Origin of the sequence: Vibrio sp. N418 (assembly GCF_000222565.1) — a bacterium.
Lineage (GTDB): Bacteria > Pseudomonadota > Gammaproteobacteria > Enterobacterales > Vibrionaceae > Vibrio > Vibrio scophthalmi.
Window position 1 is genome coordinate 46,353 of record NZ_AFWD01000046.1, and the last position, 18,235, is coordinate 64,587.

An 18,235-nucleotide genomic window follows, 5' to 3' on the forward strand; every position below is an offset into this window, starting at 1 on the left:
ACAAGTCCGGAACCTCGCCCTCTAAGGCAAGATCCTGTATCACGCTCGTGCCTCGCTGCACGGGATGACCAATGCCCGAGAAATATTCAATCTAACCACCGTCGTCATTCCGGATTGTGCCCCAAGCACAAGTCCGGAATCTGAGCCGCTAAAGGCAAGATCCCGAATCATGTTGAGTACCTAACACTCACAAGAGCAATATCAACGCTTATTTCAGCGTATGAATCTCAGGCTGACCTGGCTCTAACTCTTCCACACCCCACGTCAAACCAATTGATGGCATGGTTTCAAGAAACGGATCCGGATCAAGCTGTTCCATATTAAACACCCCTGCGTCTGCCCACTCACCACGGAAGTATTGCAGCGCAGCAGTGATGGCAGGTACGCCCGTTGTGTAAGCGATCGCTTGATGCTCTACGTCGTCATACGCCACTTCATGATCGGCATTGTTGTAAATGAACACACTACGAGGTTTACCGTCTTTACGCCCTTGAACCCATGTGCCAATGCACGTTAGTCCTGTGTATCCCGGAGCCAGCGAGGTTGGATCCGGCAATAGCGCCTTAAGAACATGCAAAGGTTGAACAACCGTACCATCATGCAGAGTGAGCGGTTCTGGGCTTAACAGGCCAATATCACGCATACAGTTAAAGTAGTTGAGGTATCTGTCGCCAAAACCCATCCAAAACTCAATACGTTTAGCCGGGATAAACTCCTTCATGGAGCGAACTTCATCGTGCGCCATTGAGTAAACTTTATGCGTTCCACAGTTAGGGAAATCAAACTCCAACATGCGCGAATGACAGGGAACTTGCTTCCATTCTTCATTCTCCCAGTAAAAGGAGTCCCCCTGAATTTCTAACATGTTGGTTTCAGGATCAAAGTTAGTCGCAAATTTTTTACCATGGTCACCAGCATTCACATCCATTACATCGATGGTGTCAATTTCATCAAACAAGTGCTTCACAGCGTAAGCCGCAAAAACGGAAACCACGCCAGGATCGAAACCTGCACCCAAAATACCGGTAATACCCGCTTGAGCGAACTTTTCGCGGTAGTCCCATTGCCAATCATAGGCTTCTGGTACTTGCTGCCCTTCACTGCATAGATCCACCGCAACAGAAGTATCAAGATACGATACTTTCGCCCGATAACACGCTTCCATGATTGCCATGTTGACCCAAGGAGGGCCGGCATTGATTACCAAGTCAGGCTCAACCTCTTTAATCAATGCAACCAATGCATCAACATCATCCGCGTTCACCGCGCGTGCTTGCAGCAACTTGCTTGAGTCTTTGGCATTGTTTTTAGCTTTAATTGACTCAATGATTTTTTCACATTTCGCTACGGTGCGAGAAGCAATCGTAATATCACCTAATACATCGTTATTTTGCGCCGCTTTATGTGCCATTACCCAACCAACGCCACCAGCTCCAATTTGTAGAATAGCCATCGTTTTCCATTACCTCTTGTTGACTAGCTCGCTTGCTAGTGTGTTGATTCTTCCAAGTAAAGCTTCAAAGTCCGCCATGGTTAAGCACGGATTTAATAACGTGAATTTTAATGCGGATTTCCCCTCCACCACGGTTTCACCAAGCACGGCAATACCTCGTGTGAGGGCTTCTAATCGCAGGGTTTGGTTGAGCTGATCAAGATCGGTGACATCGTCACTCACCACTCGGAACAACACCGTTGATAGTGATGGCTCAGCCAAAAGCTCTAAACTCGCATCATGTCTAATTCGATCCGCCACCTGTTGAGTTTGTACAATCAAATGATCGACCATTTGCCCCAGCGCCGTAGGCCCGACACTTTGCATGGTCATGAACACTTTCAGCGCATCAAATCGCTTGGTGGTTGCGATCGATTTATCGACCAAATTAGGTAACTCATCATGTTCACGATTGAGATAATCGGCGTGGTGTAGCAGGTACTTAAAGTTGGCTTTATCTTTAAGTAACACCGCGCCACAACTGATGGTTTGATAGAACAATTTGTGGAAATCGACGCTGACAGAATCGGCTAATTCGATACCCGCTAAGCGCGCTTTATGACTGCTTAAAATAAGCGCCCCACCATAAGCACTATCAACATGGAACCAAAGTTGATGTTGTGCGGCGAGTTGAGCAATGGCGGTAAGATCATCAATCGCGCCGTGATCGGTTGTACCGGCAGTGCCCACTATGCAGAATGGCATCAAACCTTGTTGGTTCAATTGCTCAAGCTCGGCTGCCAATGAATCGATTTTCATGGTGCCATCAGGATGGGCATCAACACAGCAAACACTCTGCTCTCCTAACCCCAGTAACGAAGCAGATTTTTGCACCGTGAAATGAGACTTTTTTGAGCACAGAATGCGAAGTTTGTTGGCAAATGAAGGTAAACCTTGCTTCTGAATAGAATGCTCTGCGAGCTTATCGGCAATGCGATCGCGAGCAAGCAGTAACCCCATTAAGTTGCTCTGCGTACCACCACTGGTAAAAATGCCATCCGCTTGAGCGCCAAGTTGGAACTTGCCACACATCCAGTCTACGACTTTCTGCTCAACATAAGTTGCAGCAGAGGCTTGATCCCATGAATCCATTGATTGATTGAGCGCGGCGATCATCGCTTCTGCAATCACTGATGGCATTAATGGGGGCGTATGCAGATGTGCAATGCAGTTGGGATGCTGCAACATGATTGAGTTTTTACCCACCAGTTCAGCGGTTTCACTGATGATTTGCTGCAATGAGCCATGGGCATTATCAAGATCGACAGCATTGATCGCTTGCTCCAATTGCTTAGGATGCAAACCAGAATACGGCGCATTAACCTGCTCAAACACCGCCTTCATTTGCGCCGTCGTGTGATTCATCGCGGCGGCGAAGACATCACTTCCCTGTTCACCGACTTGAATAAAGTGTTGTCGCCACTGCTGTTGAAAGTGATTGGGTGAATCGTTCTCAAGCTCAGTGACATACTCACCACCAGCAACGAGCATTGCTTGCTCAAGCACACGTAATGCAAAATCGATTTGCTCTAAAGAAATGATTAGCGGAGGTAAAAAACGGATTACCGAACCATCACGACCGCCCTTTTCAATCATTAAACCGCGCTCAAGCGCCGCTCTTTGGATTCGTAACGTGAGTTCACCATCAGCAACTGGCTCACCAAATCGATTAAGCTCGCTACCAGGCTTACAAATTTCAACCCCAAGCATTAATCCCTTGCCACGCACTTCCGCGATACAGTTGATGCGCTTTTGCAGCGCTTCCAAGCCGTGACGTAAATATTGCCCAGCAATATTGGCATGCTCAACTAAGCCGTCTCGCTCGATGATCTCTAACGCTTTTGCGCCCGATACCATCGCCAATTGGTTACCGCGAAATGTCCCCGTATGCTCTCCGGGCAGCCAGGTATCATATTGCTTATTAATAACCAGCAATGACATCGGCAACCCGCCGCCAATCGCTTTAGAAAGACATAGAATATCAGGCTGAATACCTGATTCTTCATAAGCAAAGTGGTATCCGGTTTTACCCACACCACATTGAATTTCATCGAAAATCAATAAAATCCCATGCTCATCACAAATACGACGTAGCTCTTTTAACCAGAATGCAGGAGCAGGGATCACACCACCTTCGCCTTGCACTGGCTCAACCACCATCGCTGCTGGCTTCATGATGCCCGCTTCATCGTCGGCTAGTAAGCGTTCAATATAACCAATACTCGCTTTTGCCCCCTCCTCGCCGCCAAGACCAAATGGACAGCGCAGATGATAAGGAAACGGCATAAAGTGCACATCAGACATTAATCCTGTACGACGGGCTTTAGTGTTCAAGTTGCCCATCATCCCCATCGTGCCATTGGTCATACCATGATAGGCGCCACGAAAGGCAAACATGGTATTCCTGCCCGTAACTTGTTTCGCCAGTTTAATTGCCGCTTCAACCGCATCAGCGCCTGATGGGCCACAAAATTGCAATACTGAATTCTGCGCCAACTCGGGAGGTAAAAAACGCTTCACAGCTTGAATAAAGCCGTTCTTAGCCTCGGTTGTGATATCAAGCGTTTGATACGGAAGCCCTGAATCTAACTGAGCTTTCAACGCTTGATTGATCTCGGGATGGTTATATCCCAGCGCGAGTGTGCCGGCTCCAGCAAGACAATCGAGAAAGATTTGTCCACGAGTGTCTTCAACTAACACACCGTAAGCCTGCTTGATAGCTATCGGTAGACGTCTTGGATAAGAGCGAACGGCGGATTCGTGAGCGGCCTGATCAAGCAATGCTTGGTCTGGTGTAAGATCGTAAATGCCATCAACAAATGGCACCTGTTTTGAAAAATAAGTCGCGATATCTCGGGTATCGACTTCAAAGGCTGTACTCATAGAAATTCCCTTGAAATGTAATCATCCTATTTTGGCGAGGTCGACGCCAAACATTAGGTACAACAATTCCCTTCGCAGCCTATAGGCGTGCAAAGACCAACCCGTCAAAGTGACGGATTACAATTTAGAAAGGAGGTTCAAGGTTCAGTGATGCAGCTGTTTTGTAAAACAGGACATTTTGGCAGAATAAAGCTGATTGGTGCTTGGACTATTGAAACTTGGATCAATACTTGTTGGTTAAATAATTTCAATGTTGGGTTTCCCATTAACATGCCGCACTTACGACATTAGTATCCCGTCTATCGATAATCGGATTATCGATACCTACCCTACGTATCAGCACTCAACTTGAATGCGAGCTACGCGTCTCCCCCAGAGTATCAAAATAAATAACTACCGAGATTGCGCGCGAAATTAACATAACTCCATATTATCTGGCAATGTTTTTTCACAATCTAGTGTATTTGCATCTACATTAAAAATGTAAATGTCGATTACAAATAACAGAACATGACAAATAAGTATTAGACTTTTGATCTAACGAACTATTTTTACAAACAAAAGTTCTACTTTTATCAAAAGCTAAACTAACATTTAGTTAATCTTTTAAACCACATTATTCGTTTGAAAGCTCCATAGTGGTATTGAGTCCATGGATTAGGGAGAGAACTGTGAAAACTAAAAATGCGCTAATTTTAACGGCCATACTCGTTAGTAGTAGCCAGCTGAATGCTCAAACTCTTGAGCAGGCAGTTGCGATTACGATGAAGACAAACCCTGAGATCAAGCAAGCGTTCAATGAGTACCAAAGTGCGGTAAAAGAGCACGACGCTTCCGGTGGAGCTTACTTGCCGAGTATTGATCTTGATGCAGGTATTGGCTATGAAGGCTTAGACCCCGCAAGTTCAACAGGTCGAGAAGACACCGACCTTACTCGTAAAGAAGCCACTTTGAGCCTTACTCAACTTTTGTGGGATGGCAATGCAACCATCAATGATATTAGCCGTACTGGAGCCGATGCTGAGTCGGTTCGATTGCAACTGATGTCGAACGCGTCTGATTTAGCATTAAAAGTCACTGAAATCTACTTAGATGCCGTGAAAGCTACGGAAGTACTGGCCTTATCAGAAAGTAATCTGGCAGTGCATAAAGAGATATATCGCGATATTAAAAAACGGGCCGACTCCGGTATTGGTTCAACCGCCGATGTTTCTCAGGTTGAAGCTCGTATAGCAAAAGCTCACGGCAACTTGCTGGCTGCACAAAATAACCTCATCGATACACATACTCAATTTCTTCGTGTGGTTGGACAGCAGCCTTTAGGGCTTATTTACCCACGCGCAGATGAGAGTAAATTGCCTTTGTCGTTACCTGAGGCCATCGATACCGCCTATGAACGTCACCCAGTCATTATGATTTCCAAGATCGATGTGGATGCCGCTCGCTACCAATACAAACAATCGAAAGGCAACTATTACCCAACCTTTTCCATTGAGGCGAGTCAATCATGGCGAGATGATGCTGGTGGTGATGTGGGACGCAGTGAAGAAACACTTGCCATGCTAAGAATGCGATACAACCTCTACAACGGGGGCAGTGATAGTGACCTTTCAGAACGAGCCGCTTTCCAATTAAACAAAGCAAAAGATTTGCGTGATAGCGCTTACAGACAAGTGGAAGAAGGTCTAAAACTGTCATGGAGTGCTCTCGACTTAACCCTGCAACAAAAAGAGTTCCTTGCAGATCACGTCGATTCCGCATCTGAAACGGTGATTGCTTATGAAAAACAATACCGAATCGGTAAACGTACCTTACTCGACTTACTGAACACTGAAAATGAACTATTCCAAGCACGTAAAGATTACCTTGATGCACACTACTCGGAACAATATGCAAAATACCGCGTGATGAATGCCACTGGTAACTTGTTGGATGCGCTTCTTGTCGAGATACCAGAAGAGTGGACTGAGAAAGTGGAGTATTAATGATGAAAGCACAATTTCTGTTTACCTTATTACCTTGCCTACTCATTAGTCCTTTTGTGACGGCGGAAGAAGAGCAAGATGAATACGAATATATCGCCACTCCTGTGGTTATTCAGATTGCCGACCAAACCGACGATGATCGCGATGGCGTTATTAACGCACGAGACTTATGTGTTAATACCAGTGAAGGGGCGCTGATCGACAATGATGGTTGCGGATTTGTCATCGCAACCGAAGAAAGTCTTAAGTTACGTATTTTGTTCGCTAATGACTCGTCAAAAATTGAGCCCATCTTTGAGAACCAAATCCGCTCTATGGCTGATTTCCTCAAGCGTTATCCAGAAACATCCATCGAGATCCAAGGCTTTGCCAGTCAGGTCGGTACACCAGAATATAATCTGGCGCTCTCAAAACGACGCGCGATTGCTGTGGAAGATGAACTGCTTGCCAATGGGATATCGGCAAATCGCCTATCAATCGTTGGCTATGGGGAGTCTAACTTAGAAGCATTAGGAGATGATGATTTATCTCATGCAAAAAATCGTAAAGTGACGGCCACCGTGGTTGGTTTTGAACAAGAAGTCGAACAAGAGTGGAATATCTTCTCCGTCATAGAAAAATAAATTCCCGCCATTAAAAAAGCCTCGGTAATTGTGTCCGAGGCTTTTTTGTATCATGCGTTATAGCTTATTAAGCTTTGCTTTTTTCTTTCGGTAGCGAAAGTCTTAGCAGAATATAACCCAGTACAGCGGCTGTGGTTGAACCCATCAAAATACCGAGACGAGCATAGGTATCAAACTCTGCGTTCACAGGACCAAACGCTAGTGATGAGATAAAAATCGACATGGTAAAGCCGATACCACAAAGAACCGAAACTGCAAAAATATGCTTAAAGTTAATCCCTTCTGGTAGCTTAGCTACACCCGTTTTCACCGCTGCCCAGCTAAAGGCAAAGATACCAAGTGGCTTACCAATCAATAGACCCGCTGCGATACCCAATGGCAACATTGATGTTAGGCCATCGATTGATACGCCTTCCAATGAAATACCCGCGTTAGCGAAAGCGAACAGTGGCAGAATAAAGAAAGCAACGTAAGGATGCAGTGCATGCTCCATATGTTTCAATGGTGAACGTTCACCTTTATTGCCTTTCAGTGGGATAGCAAAACCAATCACAACACCCGCTAGCGTGGCGTGTACGCCAGACTTAAGTACCGCAAACCATAAGATCGCGCCCACTATCATGTATGGCAGCAGTTTCGTCACACGACGAGAGTTCATCACAAACAGCGCTGCTGTCATTGCGAAGCCAACCGCTAAAGCCGTCGTAGATAAGTCACCGGTGTAGAACAGCGCGATGATAACAACAACACCAAGGTCGTCGATGATCGCAAGCGCCAATAAGAACACTTTTAGACTAACTGGAACACGGCTGCCTAGCAGAGCCATGATACCCAATGCAAAAGCAATGTCAGTTGCCGCTGGAATCGCCCAGCCTTGAATCGCCGCGGGATCATTAATGTTGAATAGCACATAAATCAGCGCCGGAGCTAACATACCGCCAACAGCGGCAATAGCTGGGAAAATGGCTGTTTCTTTCGATTTCAGCGCACCTTCCAATAATTCACGCTTAGCTTCTAGACCAATCAACATGAAAAAGATTGCCATCAGGCCATCATTTATCCAATGAGAAACCGACATACCGAATACATAGGTATGCAAAAAGGATTGGTACATTTCATTTAATGGTGTGTTGGCAATGGTCATCGCAATTGCAGCTGCGATCACTAGTAAAACGCCCCCTGCCGACTCCATTTTGAAGAAGTCGCGAATAATATCACTCATGATATCGTCCTTATATTTATTATGTTAATAAGTGATTAACAAAGAATAACCCAGAGTGTATAGCTATCCTTAGGTAAGGAAAAATCGCTTGTTTAGAGTATTAACTTCGGAAATTCCGAAGTAAGTGTTTCTATTTTGCGCATATTCCTTATCGGCTTAGTCATTAAACCGATATTGCGTGCCACAAAACAACGTTCCTGCCGCCTGCGTGACTATATTACTTGCATTGAATATAGAAAAAGCGCGATGTTTTCACAAATGTGAAACAACGCGCTTCATCGCATTATATTCAAAAATTTAGATAATAATCAATAACCTGCCAACTGCATAAAACCAACACTTTCATGACTACCCGTGGTTGTGATTGGCCCTTCCCAATAAGGCAGCACAAATGGCAGCCACATGTTCTCGTTCAACACTTGTGTGGTCAGGTTAATATCATAGTCAGCAACATTAATTACCCACTGCAGTGGAATGCGTTTCTGATTGGTAAAAATAGTGGGTTGCAAAGGGACCACCGAGATCTGTGAAGCATCAAGGTTAATCACTTTGCCATCATTGGTCGCCAATGTACCAAAAATAAAAGGAGTCTGCTTACGATGACGATAACGGTTAATTGATAATGTGGTTTCATCATCGAGATGAAAAACAAACCAGTCCCAGCCTTGTTGTCCTTCTGCGAGTAAGCCACTCCCCCACTCTTTACTCATCCAAGCTTCACCAAAGACTCGGAAACTACGATTGCCATCGAGACTAATTTTCCCGGCGACATCTAAGAAAGGAGCAGATAAATTAAGCGAAGCCAAAGGCTGCAAATCATGTTTAGTGACATAACCACGGTCACCGGGCAAAACAAAAGGCCCAGAAGCACTGGTACGCAGCGTCAAATCAAACGAATCAGAGCCCGCATTTAGTTCGCCAGGGAAAGGCGTACTGCCCATGGCATCCCACACCCAGTTATCGATCCACAATTTAAACGGCGCTGCATTCATCCCTGCTTGGCCGATACCACCGCGAGACAAACGTTGCTCTTTCCATACTTTATTACCATCTGAGATAACAATATGGGAAATATACAACTGCGGGCTTTGCCAGCCAGCTCGCTCATGTTCGTTACTACTAACGCGCAGATAACTCCACTGAATGCCATAACGATTACCCGAACGATCTTGTACATTAGCGAAGAAGTGCCACCAGCCATGTTGATATTCATTATGAAAGTCGAAGTCACGCGGCAACACAACAGGATCGCTAGGTAGAACAGGCTCAAATACTTGTGGGCCTTGATTTTGTAAGATCGTCACTTCTTGGTTCTTAACCGATGTGCTGTCTGCATAATACTGCTGGTAAAGCCACCAAATCACGATACCTCCGAGCAGCAACAACAAAGAGGCACACAAAGATTTGCGAGAAGTCGACGTATTCATCTATAACGCATCCCTTAACGATTTCATGGGTGTATTTCGCACTAAACGCAACACAGGCATCGCCCCGGCAAGCACCAATGACAACATCGCTAAAGCAACCGTATTGATGTACTCATACGGGATAAATTGCAGCTCAAGCGTCCAGCCAAACGACTGTTTAATAATGATGTCCACCACCAAATGCGCCAACATTAAGCCCAAAGGCATGGCGATAATTATGGAGATAGCGCCAAACACAAATAGCTGCAAGCTGCCCATTAAGACCAGTTCTTTGCCCGACATACCTAAACAACGCAGCAACGAAATATGCCGTTGACGTGCAACCTCACCAGCAACCGTGGAGAAGAAAATACCAAATACCGCGATAACCAAAGTGATGTTACCTAAGGTATCTGCAATCGAGAAAGTACGGTCAAAGACACGCATGGCTTGTTTATGAATGCTGCCATTATCAAAAATCCGTTCAGCATTAAGTCTAAATACTGACTCCATGCGACGCTTTAATCCAACCGAACTCACATCTTCATTTAACACCGCACCGAGAGCGACCGTACCACTGCCTGCATAGGAGTAGAGCCAGTTTCGATGTGAAAGCAATACCTGATTGTAAGGGTTACCGTAATCGTAATAGACCCCAACCACTTGCCAGCCCTGACCGAGTTTGCCATACAAGTTAATGTAATCACCCGGTCGTATATTCAGCTTGAGCGCCATTGATTCACTGATCATCACCCCTTTCGAATGATGTAAGTGGTACCAATAGTTCGGCACACCCAGCTTCACGGTTAATGCCGCAAGTTCGCCTTCAGAAGCACCGGTACTCACCACTTGCAATGCACCGTTTGGTGTCACGGTCTCTTTTTCCCAGCGCCACCAAACCGATTTCACTTCTGGTTGTCTATCTAACCATGTGCTCAAACGAGCCGCTGAACTGCTGCTAGGGTAAATATAGATATCTGCCGCCAAGCGTTGGCTTAACCATTTATCGGTGGTATCACGGAAGCTACCCACCATGGTTTCTACACCGATATTCGCAGCCATTGCCAACATAAAGGCCATGGTTGCAACGCCGCGATAACTCATACTCGCTGCCGCATCAGAGAAGAACCAACGCACTTTTACCCAACGCATTGAATAACTAAAACTCATGAATACACGCCATACTAAAAACGGCGTAAATAACGCGACACTCAATAGCATCAGCGCAATAATGGCAAAGCCACTTTCTTGAGTTTGTGGAGCCTGATAAATCGCGACAGCAGCAACACATAACGCACACGAGATCAGTGCTTGAATAGAAAACTCAGTGCCTGTAAAACGCATCAACGATAAACGCGTCGTCAAACGAATTGGCTGAGCACGGAGCAAACGTACTAACGGCCAGGCACACGAAGCAAGCGCGCCTAGCATAGTCATCCCTAAGCTGACGTAGCTCGACTTCCAATTCCAATTAATCGCTAAACCGACATTGGCATCATAAAGGTCACCTAAACTTGCTGACACTGCAGGGATCAATTGATTGGCTAAGATCATGCCAAGCAGATTACCGCAAAGCCAACTAATCAGCACCAACGCCAATAGCTCTAACAACATCGCCTGCGTTAATTGCCAACCCGAAACACCTGTTTGGCGTAATATCCCCACCAACGGCTGACGCTGAGTGAGTGATAGAGACATTGCTTGATAGAAAATAAACAGACCCACCAGAAACGCCAACATTCCCATCGCACTAAGGTTCATGTGAAAGGCTTGAGTAAGCGATTCCAGTTCGGCACGCGAATTGCGCACCAAAGCCAATCCGTTAGGTAGATTCGCTTTTAGCCTTTCAAGCTTTTCAGCCGGCATATCCGCACACGCGATAGTCGAAATCCCGGAACTGCGTTCCAACATACGAATCAGTGACATGTCAGCAATAATACGCGTGCCGTTAAGGCGGTTTTCACGATCGACAATCAGCGGCCCAAGATCACTGCCATCATCTAAGTGAATAAAATCTCCATCCGTCCAGCTCATGTGGCTCGCAAGATCCGCGCTCACCAATACTGGATAAGGAGGGTTCATCAAACCTAGCGTAGTGAGGTCTTTTAAATTCACCCCTGGTTGCAACTGCAACATCGCAATCGGGTCAATCCCAATCAGCATGAGATCGGTATTATCCGCAGTATTCACACGCAGGTTGGTAAACGGCGCGCATTGATTGAAGCCTTCGCGACGCATTTGGATATAGTAACCTTGTGGAATTTGGTTAGTCGCGTGCTTAGGGCGGATTCGATAAGGTAAAGGGTTTGAAAATAGCTGTTCGCCATGCGCATAACTTTCACGCGCATGTTCATTGATTGCGGTGACTCCAACCAGTAGAGAAACGCCTAAAGTTAAACCGAGCCAGACAAGAAGGATTTGAAAAGGATAACGTCTGTAGTGGCCAAGCAGTGCTTTAACTACGGGCCATAACATGAAGCTGTCCTCCTTGAAGACGAATACGTCCTTCCATGTGCAGGGCGACTTTTTCACTATGCGTAACAAGCAATAAAGTACATTCAAGTTGGCGAGTCAAAGAGGTCAACAAACGCATTACCGCTTCAGCATTACGCTCGTCCAAACTCCCGGTAGGTTCGTCGGCAAGCAGCAACTTCGGTTCCATATACAAAGCGCGCGCGATCGCAGCACGTTGTTGTTGACCACCGGAGACTTCTTCAGGGTATCGACCAAGTAATGGCATTAAATCAAGGGCAGAGAGAATTTGACGCCATAATCCTTGATCTTCAGGTAAGCCTTTAAGCTGACGGCAAAAACGGATGTTATCGGCGATATTCAAGGTTGGCAGCAGGTTGAACTGCTGAAAGATGAGGCCGATATTACTACGACGATAAGCCGTTCGCTTACTTTCCGATTCGTTTTGCATCACGAAATTCGGAAACTCGATTTCGCCTGAATCGACAGTATCAAGACCTGCAATGAGGTTCAAAAGAGTGCTTTTACCAGAACCACTTTCACCCATCAGTGCCACTTGTTGGCCTTGGTGTAACGACAATTCAGCGCCTTGCAAAACAGGGTGGAATTCCCCCCCATCTACATAGCCTTTACACAGGTCTGATAGTCGTAACATTTGTCGCTCGAAGAAGAAAAAAACAGGAGTGTGAATCTACACTAATAAGCGTTCAGTAGGAAGCGTTTTGCATGGTGGATCACAACATATGCATCAAAACACAACCCTCACGAGTTATATCTCTAATTTTCAATCAAATTTCGTAACCATTTCTTACTTTTCACCCGATAAAGCGACCCACCCCACTTGATCACTTCCTCAGTTAAAAACAAGAGGTAAACGGCCTCTGGTGGCCAACCCCAATAGATTGCAGCCAACGCGGCTAATGGGATGCTGATCAGCCATTGTGCGATAAGGTCTTGATAGAGGCAAAATTTCACATCACCTCCCGCTCTGAGCACGCCGACAATGGTCATCATTGGTACGCAGCGTACAATTAAGCCAACGCTTAAAATGATGATAAATTTATCGGCCAAAGCGCGAGTTTCAGGGCTCAGGGCACTAAAGGAGTTCAGAACCAAATCACGGCTTAAAAACAACACGATAGAGAGACAAATCGCGATGAGAACACTCAACATCGTAATGCCTATCGCTTGATAATAGGCCTCATGATACTTTTTGGCACCAATCTGGTTACCGATCAAAACTGCAGCGGCATTAGACATACCTATAAGTAGTGCTAACGAGATTGATTCTATCGGTGTCATCACCGACAAGGCAGCTAAGCCTTGCACGCCCGATTGTCCCATAATGGCATGGTAAGCAAATAAGCCGCCCGCCCAAGCAAGAAAATTGAGTGTCGTAGGCATGGAAAGCTTCAAGAAACGGCGGATTTTATCTAAACGTAACGTTGCTCGAATATCCATGATTTTAAATGCCAGTAAATGATGCTTAAAATGCAGATAACCAAACAAAGTGATGACCTCAATCGCACCGCTCATTACCGTCGCAATCGCAGCCCCTTTGATTCCCATTGCAGGCATGCCAAAGTGACCAAAAATCAGCACCCAGTTTAAAAAGATGTTTGAAACAATACCAATGCCACTAAAGGTGGTACTTAACCCAGGTTGATGAATCGCGCGCAAACCAACGGCCATGCTCGCGACACATCCGACCGCCAGCATCGTCACTGACGAAATCACTAAATACTCACTACCAAGCTGATTGATAAGCACGGAATCCGTCGTGAGTCCCATAATTTGCTGGGGAAAAACCACAAATAGCGCCACAGCGAAACAGGCAAAAATCATCGCGATAAACCAGGTTAACGCGGTGCTTTCCCGTACGCCTTGCTTGTCACTTGCGCCCCAATATTGCGCAGTGAGCATCGCGCCACCAGTGGTCACCCCTACCAGCATAATTGTGGTGACAAAGGTCGCTCTTGCAGCAACCCCCACCGCCGCAATCTCCGCTTCACCCAATTGACCAAGCATTAAAACATCAACTAGGCTGCGACTAGAGAACATGATGCTTTGCAAGGTAATTGGCAGAGCTATCGCAATTAAGCGGCGCAAAAAATCCCCACGTGTGTGAAGTAGAACTTGAGAAAACATCGGATAAGCCCTTATTAAAAGCACCGCCAAGAATAATCTCGACTATTTGATACGGCATGATTGCCAATTGAGCTGCTCATTATATACTCAATTAAAAACAAACACATACCTTGCTCGCCTAGATTGAGAAAGTTGGGAGAAATATGAAGAAAGTACTGGTACTTGGCGCCTCTGGTTATATTGGTTCTCAACTGCTCGGCAAGTTGTGCGACAAAGGTTACACCGTCACCGCTGCCTCGCGACAAATCGACTATCTGCGTGCACGAACCCCCGAACGCCCTAACCTTGAGCTTTGCTATCTCGACCTCGCCGATGCGGACGCCACTCTCGCCTTAGTACCTCAGTTTGATCTTGTTTACTTTTTAGTGCACGGCATGGCACAAGGACATGATTTCGTCGATTACGAAGTCTCACTAGCGGAAAATTTCAAAGCAGCACTGGAAAAAAGTCACGTTGAGCAAGTGATCTACCTCAGTGCCATTCAACCACAAACAGGAAACTCTGAGCACCTGCTCGCACGCAAGAAAACCGGTGACATCCTGCGTCAAAGTGGCATACCTATTACCGAAATCCGCGCAGGTGTGATTATCGGCCCAGGATCAGCAGCCTTTGAGATCATGCGTGATTTTGTCTATAACTTACCGGTGTTAATCACCCCAAAATGGGTCGATTCTCAAACCAATCCAATTGCCTTAGAAAACCTCAATTACTACTTATTACAACTGGCCGACCAACCTAGTGGTGAGAATCAATTGTATGAAGCCGGCGGGCCAGATTTACTTTCTTATCGTGAGCAATTTAGAGTCATTTGCGATGCCAGCCACCAACCATATCGCCTTTATGCCACATCACTACTCACGCCGAAGATCGCGTCCTATTGGCTTGGCATGGTCACTTCCGTTCCTGCAAGTATTGGCTCTGCGTTGCTCGCCGGGTTAGAGCATGATTTTATCGCTGATGCTTCAACGCTTGAGGCGCGTTTTCCACAAAACATGACCTCGTTTGAAGAGATGGTTAAAACCAGCATTGAGCAAGAAGGCAAATTTGTCCGAAGCAACGTTTGGGGCTTTGACCCTGCGGCGTTAAACCGCTGGCAAGCCGGTTATGGCTACTACCCAAAACAGACAGGGGCAAGTATTGAAACCACCTTAACTAGTGAACAATTATGGAATGTGGTCAAAACCTTAGGTAGTAAACACGACCCCTACTTTTTTGCCAATTTGCTGTGGCGCACTCGTGAATGGCTGGATATATTTTTTGGCGGAGGGAAGCCTATTCGCCGTTCGCCGGAAGGGCCTGCGCTAAAAGTCGGCGACTACATTGATTCATGGAAAGTGATTCGCTGTGAACAAAATCAGTTTCTATCGCTGCTCTTTGGCATGCAAGGGCCAGGACTTGGCAGGCTCGAGTTTACTATCACCGATCAAGGTGAGACTCGTCTTCTCAACATCACTGCATGGTGGCACCCACAGGGCTTCAAAGGGCTACTCTACTGGTTCGCGATGATGCCCGCCCACTTATTTATCTTTAAAGGGATGGTCAAAGCCATTGTGCGCAGAGCGCGCTAATGGTCAATCTCGATATGCAAACACTGTAGCGTGGCTAATAGAGCCATATCGTAACATCATTAAATACTGAGGCTGCTCTCTTTAACATCGCTGATTGCATTGAGAAATGATTTAAGTGAACGTGGTTTCGCCACCGCGTAGCCTTGTGCGTAGGTAATACCGAGCCCTTTCAATATTTCGATATGCGCTTCACTTTCGGCAAACTCAGCCACCGTCTCTAATTGCATATCATTTGTGACGCTGCAAATGGAGCTTACGATCAAGCAGTCAGTCTCATTGTGCGGAAGGTCCTTAATGAAAGCACCATCAATTTTCAGAACATCAAGAGGTAACGTTCTTAAGTAAGCAAAACTGGCGTAGCCGGTACCAAAGTCATCAAGCGCAATCTTACAGCCCGCTTGCCGTAACTGAGTAAGCGTCTCTATGGCTTGCTGCTCATTTTGCAGTGCCGAGGACTCTGTGATTTCAAAACAAATGCGCGACAAAGGAATATGATAACGTCGAGCTTTGCTCAAAATTTCATCCGCTAAAGAGTCTACCCCAAGTGTTTTCGCCGTCAGATTAATAGAGCACTTATCTATACGCTGCCAGTCTTCGACGTTTTCGTTGAGCAATTGAAAAGTGTGTTCAACGACCCAACGATCCAACTCTACCTCAAATCCGAATAGGTTGATTAGTGGGAAAAAGTCGGCAGGCGAGACAATCGTACCATCGAGGTTTCTAATGCGAAGTAGCACTTCAAAGCTATGCGCGTTACTGTTTGGATCGGCCAAATTTGCGTAAGGCTGACAATTAAGCTCAAACCTATCATTTTTAAATAATTGCTGGACATAACTCAGCTTATCAAGACCTGCAACCGGTGAAGAATACACATCTACCCAATGCACAGAGCGTCCATAGCTAGGTCTTTGTTCACACAGCGCTGAAACCGTTCTTTCGACATCTTTATCCGGATGGATATGTGTGCAATACAAAGTTGGCCCCATTAAAGATATTGATGTCCCTTGCCAATAAAACTGAAACTTTTTCAGGTAATTGCTAACACGATTTAAATTCTTATCCAGTGCGTCATTGAGCTCAGCATAACCCAAAATGCCAGTAGTGAAAGGCGGACGATAACAATGTTCCAAGTCTCTAATTTTATAGCAAAGAAACTCATGTAGCTGACGAATAAGCTGCGATTTTCCCTCTTGATCTAAATCTGAAACGTGACTGATCGTTGGGGTAATGTCGAGATAAATCAGAACCAGCGCTTTTTTATCATCAAGGTCTTCTTTCAATTGAGCAATGTTGTACAGTCCGGTGTAAGGGTCAATACGCTCAAAAGCAATTTGCTTTTGCGCCATTTCATAGTGCTTAATCGATTGACTCCCCAGCAAATAAGCCAGTGTCGTGATGACCGAAACAATAATCAGCAGCTCAGATAGATTAATTGATGACTCGTAGAGATAATTGACTCGATAAATCTCATCATGGGTAATCGTCAATATAGCGATAGCCCCAATAATCAGTGGACGCACTAAGCCATGTCGACCAAATCCTGACACCACGACAACCAACAGAAAAAAACACAGGGCATTAAGAATAAACGAATCCTGATGTGTCAATGCTGTCGCGATAATCGCTAAACAGGCTAATAACCAAGATAAGTAACCGATATCACGATTCGTCGAAGTACGCAGATTGGCATCGAGTTTTGCAAGAGCGGTATTTCCGTCGCTGACACAAGCATTTAGAGCAATGTAAAGCAAAGGGGTAACAAGTAAATGCGTCAGATAAGTACCCAGTATCGAGTAGATGAGAAACCCCGAGCTGACGGGTGGGATTTTGATCAAATACGTAAGGCCTAGCAAGGTAACTGTGCTTAACAGCGGCAATCCAATACCAATCAAAATAAAGTACATTTTCAAAACGTAAAATACTGATTTTTCGATCATATCACCGACGAGGTGATTGAACAGTTTTGAAGCTAAGAACGGCATTATCGGTGTAACCAACGAGAGGAGCACAACACTCTCCCAATTACGTCCAGTGGTAGAGTAATAAACAATGCATGCCAGAATAACGCCAGGTAATGCTCGCCATTCATAACGAATGAAACTAACAACCATGACCGCACTAACAAAAGAAATGGCTTGGTATGAGTCGCGAATAATGACAAAAAACGAGGATAGAAAGAACCCAACCAGTACAAAAAAGGCTATCCCTGAAGACAATTGAATATTTTTAAATAAAGGGTCTTTTGGGAAAGTGATGTTCATAACGGTTCTCTAGGTTACTTGAGGGCAGAATTATACCACGCTATGCAACGAACCTCACAAATATAAGTCGACATATGGAAAATTACTTGCATTAAAAACGGAAGCAAAATCAAAGGCCAAGTCTCAGTTTAGATTGAGATTGAAATTGAAATAAAAAAATCCCCACGCTAAGTGG

The 18,235-nt window shown here is 45.5% G+C and carries 11 protein-coding genes; 3 read left to right on the top strand and 8 right to left on the bottom strand.

All coding sequences use genetic code 11. The annotated features are described in order from the left end of the window. Positions 1 to 208: 208 nt before the first annotated feature. Both RH86_RS09675 and RH86_RS09680 read right to left on the bottom strand, forming a co-directional pair. Positions 209 to 1,453, bottom strand: coding sequence for a carboxynorspermidine synthase (locus tag RH86_RS09675; protein WP_009386026.1), 1,245 nt, complete (start codon positions 1,451 to 1,453; stop codon positions 209 to 211). A gap of 9 nt (positions 1,454 to 1,462) precedes the next feature. Then, complete coding sequence (locus tag RH86_RS09680) at positions 1,463 to 4,375, bottom strand: pyridoxal phosphate-dependent class III aminotransferase (protein WP_009386027.1); 2,913 nt, start codon at positions 4,373 to 4,375, stop codon at positions 1,463 to 1,465. A 671-nt stretch (positions 4,376 to 5,046) separates the two neighbouring features. On the opposite strand from RH86_RS09680, the gene RH86_RS09685 reads away from it, so the two are divergent. Together RH86_RS09685 and RH86_RS09690 are read left to right on the top strand one after the other, a co-directional pair. Continuing rightward, positions 5,047 to 6,360, top strand: a complete 1,314-nt coding sequence (locus RH86_RS09685) for a TolC family outer membrane protein (protein ID WP_009386028.1) — start codon at positions 5,047 to 5,049, stop codon at positions 6,358 to 6,360. Continuing rightward, positions 6,360 to 6,983, top strand: a complete 624-nt coding sequence (locus tag RH86_RS09690) for an OmpA family protein (protein ID WP_009386029.1) — start codon at positions 6,360 to 6,362, stop codon at positions 6,981 to 6,983. Before RH86_RS09685 ends, RH86_RS09690 begins: the two co-directional genes overlap by 1 nt. Before the next feature lie 67 nt (positions 6,984 to 7,050). Here RH86_RS09690 and nhaA read toward each other — a convergent pair whose 3' ends face one another. The 5 genes from nhaA to RH86_RS09715 all read right to left on the bottom strand — a co-directional run bounded on the left by nhaA (position 7,051) and on the right by RH86_RS09715 (position 14,231). Next, positions 7,051 to 8,205: a Na+/H+ antiporter NhaA gene (gene nhaA, locus RH86_RS09695; RefSeq protein WP_009386030.1), complete on the bottom strand. Its 1,155-nt coding sequence runs from the start codon at positions 8,203 to 8,205 to the stop codon at positions 7,051 to 7,053. A gap of 308 nt (positions 8,206 to 8,513) precedes the next feature. After that, complete coding sequence (locus RH86_RS09700; RefSeq protein ID WP_009386031.1) at positions 8,514 to 9,632, bottom strand: lipocalin-like domain-containing protein; 1,119 nt, start codon at positions 9,630 to 9,632, stop codon at positions 8,514 to 8,516. Next, complete coding sequence (locus RH86_RS09705) at positions 9,633 to 12,086, bottom strand: ABC transporter permease (protein ID WP_009386032.1); 2,454 nt, start codon at positions 12,084 to 12,086, stop codon at positions 9,633 to 9,635. It abuts the gene before it with no gap. Next, the gene (locus tag RH86_RS09710) at positions 12,067 to 12,738 is read right to left on the bottom strand and encodes an ABC transporter ATP-binding protein (RefSeq protein WP_009386033.1); all 672 of its coding nucleotides are present in this window, start codon (positions 12,736 to 12,738) and stop codon (positions 12,067 to 12,069) included. Before RH86_RS09710 ends, RH86_RS09705 begins: the two co-directional genes overlap by 20 nt. 122 nt (positions 12,739 to 12,860) lie before the next feature. Further along, the gene (locus tag RH86_RS09715) at positions 12,861 to 14,231 is read right to left on the bottom strand and encodes an MATE family efflux transporter (protein WP_009386034.1); all 1,371 of its coding nucleotides are present in this window, start codon (positions 14,229 to 14,231) and stop codon (positions 12,861 to 12,863) included. Positions 14,232 to 14,374: 143 nt separating this feature from the next. Between RH86_RS09715 and RH86_RS09720 the strand changes: the two genes are divergently transcribed. Then, positions 14,375 to 15,799 carry a DUF2867 domain-containing protein gene (locus RH86_RS09720; RefSeq protein WP_009386035.1) on the top strand — a complete coding sequence of 475 codons (1,425 nt, stop codon included), beginning with the start codon at positions 14,375 to 14,377 and terminating at the stop codon, positions 15,797 to 15,799. 59 nt (positions 15,800 to 15,858) lie between these two features. Here the strand turns inward: RH86_RS09720 and RH86_RS09725 are convergent, their stop codons facing one another. Beyond that, positions 15,859 to 18,060 (bottom strand): EAL domain-containing protein, encoded by a 2,202-nt coding sequence (locus RH86_RS09725; RefSeq protein ID WP_009386036.1) that lies wholly within the window; start codon positions 18,058 to 18,060, stop codon positions 15,859 to 15,861. Positions 18,061 to 18,235: the final 175 nt, after the last annotated feature.

Bases quoted from the DNA above. Each gene is read 5' to 3' on its own strand.
- RH86_RS09725 (WP_009386036.1), bottom strand. From the start codon at position 18,060: ATGAACATCACTTTCCCAAAAGACCCTTTATTTAAAAATATTCAATTG.
- RH86_RS09720 (WP_009386035.1), top strand. From the start codon at position 14,375: ATGAAGAAAGTACTGGTACTTGGCGCCTCTGGTTATATTGGTTCTCAA.
- RH86_RS09700 (WP_009386031.1), bottom strand. From the start codon at position 9,632: ATGAATACGTCGACTTCTCGCAAATCTTTGTGTGCCTCTTTGTTGTTG.
- RH86_RS09680 (WP_009386027.1), bottom strand. From the start codon at position 4,375: ATGAGTACAGCCTTTGAAGTCGATACCCGAGATATCGCGACTTATTTT.
- RH86_RS09715 (WP_009386034.1), bottom strand. From the start codon at position 14,231: ATGTTTTCTCAAGTTCTACTTCACACACGTGGGGATTTTTTGCGCCGC.
- RH86_RS09710 (WP_009386033.1), bottom strand. From the start codon at position 12,738: ATGTTACGACTATCAGACCTGTGTAAAGGCTATGTAGATGGGGGGGAA.
- RH86_RS09705 (WP_009386032.1), bottom strand. From the start codon at position 12,086: ATGTTATGGCCCGTAGTTAAAGCACTGCTTGGCCACTACAGACGTTAT.
- RH86_RS09690 (WP_009386029.1), top strand. From the start codon at position 6,360: ATGATGAAAGCACAATTTCTGTTTACCTTATTACCTTGCCTACTCATT.
- RH86_RS09675 (WP_009386026.1), bottom strand. From the start codon at position 1,453: ATGGCTATTCTACAAATTGGAGCTGGTGGCGTTGGTTGGGTAATGGCA.
- nhaA (WP_009386030.1), bottom strand. From the start codon at position 8,205: ATGAGTGATATTATTCGCGACTTCTTCAAAATGGAGTCGGCAGGGGGC.